1 protein-coding gene is annotated in these 1,562 nt (G+C 38.6%); it reads left to right on the top strand.

Annotation, left to right across the window (positions count from 1 at the left end; genetic code table 11):
* The first annotated feature begins 188 nt into the window (after positions 1-188).
* Positions 189-1,442, top strand: a complete 1,254-nt coding sequence (locus IV87_RS10785) for an IS110 family RNA-guided transposase (RefSeq protein WP_191991500.1) — start codon at positions 189-191, stop codon at positions 1,440-1,442.
* The last annotated feature ends 120 nt before the right edge of the window (positions 1,443-1,562 follow it).

Raw genomic sequence — 1,562 nt, forward strand, 5'->3', positions numbered from 1 at the left:
TGTCAAACATCCTAAAGTAAGAGGTATCAAGATTGTGACGACAATCTTGATACCTCTTTTACTATACTTAAATTGAGGTTGAGGTCGTCAACATCAGTGAAATATACATTCCGAGTGTCAAACTGGCCCAACAACACGTAGTGAACAGTTAGATTTAGGATGTGGGTCCTTGAGATCGAATATAGAAAATGAACGAATCTGCGAAGTTGTTACCTCAAAAATATATGGAAGGCGATAAAGTGCACGTTTTAGGTATTGATGTGAGTCGTGGAAAGAGTAATTGTGCTCTTTTACACGATCATACGGTTATTAAGGAGTTTCAGATTATCCATAATAAGTCTGGATTGGCAAAGCTCAAGTCAATAATTACGAGTGACCTGCCAGTCATGGCAGTATTTGAAACGACTGGTATTTATTCTAGAGTTCTGACTCGTTTTTTTATCGATGAAGGAATGAATTACCTTGAAATAAATCCTTTGGAGTCCTCAATTCGCATGGCGGGGTTGAGAAGGCAAAAAACAGACCGTTCAGATGCAGTTAAATTAGCGCTCCTGGGAATTGATCAGAAGTCACTGATTCATGGTCGTAGACCATATTCAAGGCCATATGAGCAACTTCATTTAATGGCACACCGCTATCTAGAAATAACTAAGGAGAGATCCCGGATTATCAATCATTTACATGCCGCACTTGATCAAACATTTCCCGAGTTAAACGATATATTTAACCCAATTCGATCAGTGCTCGGCTTAACTTTTGTTAGTCTCTTTCCCCACCCTGATTTTTTAACAGGATATATTCCAGGAACGATGGCAAAACAAATCATTGGCTTGGTAAGTCCTAAAATCCATTCGGATTTAATCGTACGTAGATGTAATGAGGTCTGGCAGGCAGGCCAATTATCGTACCCAGCACAACCTGCGAATTCATTTCTGACTAATCAAATCCATAGTTATTGTGAAGAGATTCAGCGATATAATCAGGCCCATGACTTATTAAAACGCCAATTGATCACTTACGCGAAAACTTTTCCGGAGTTTAAACTCATTGCGAGTATTCCTGGGGCGGGAGAGATATCAACTGCCCTGTTACTAGGATTTACAGGAAAAATAGCGAGATTCCCCAGCTATAAGCAGCTGAATGCTTACGTTGGAATAGATCTACGACGAATCCAATCCGGAGGGTTCAAAGAAGCTGACCGGATTAACCGGAGAGGTCAAAGTAGTGCCCGTTATATTATGTTTGAAATGATTAGATCCATGCTTAGAAATAAAGCACGCATTGATAATCACATTGTGGATTACTACTATAAGCTAAAAAAAGGACCACACCCTAAACCGGATATGGTTGCCATGATTGCTTGTGTGAATAGGCTTGATAGGACGATTATGAATTTGGTCCGCACAAACCAAATTTATAATTACGCAAGAACTTCCCATTAAGCAGACTATTTAAATACCAGTATATTTGATATTTATGACAGCTTTTTTCTGTCAAAAAGCTATCACTGTTTAGTGTACTCTTTTTTAAATAAGTTGATACTTGACATCATATTAGAAATC

It is taken from the genome of Pediococcus ethanolidurans, from assembly GCF_001437405.1.
GTDB lineage: Bacteria > Bacillota > Bacilli > Lactobacillales > Lactobacillaceae > Pediococcus > Pediococcus ethanolidurans.

Bases quoted from the DNA above. Each gene is read 5' to 3' on its own strand.
- IV87_RS10785 (WP_191991500.1), top strand. From the start codon at position 189: ATGAACGAATCTGCGAAGTTGTTACCTCAAAAATATATGGAAGGCGAT.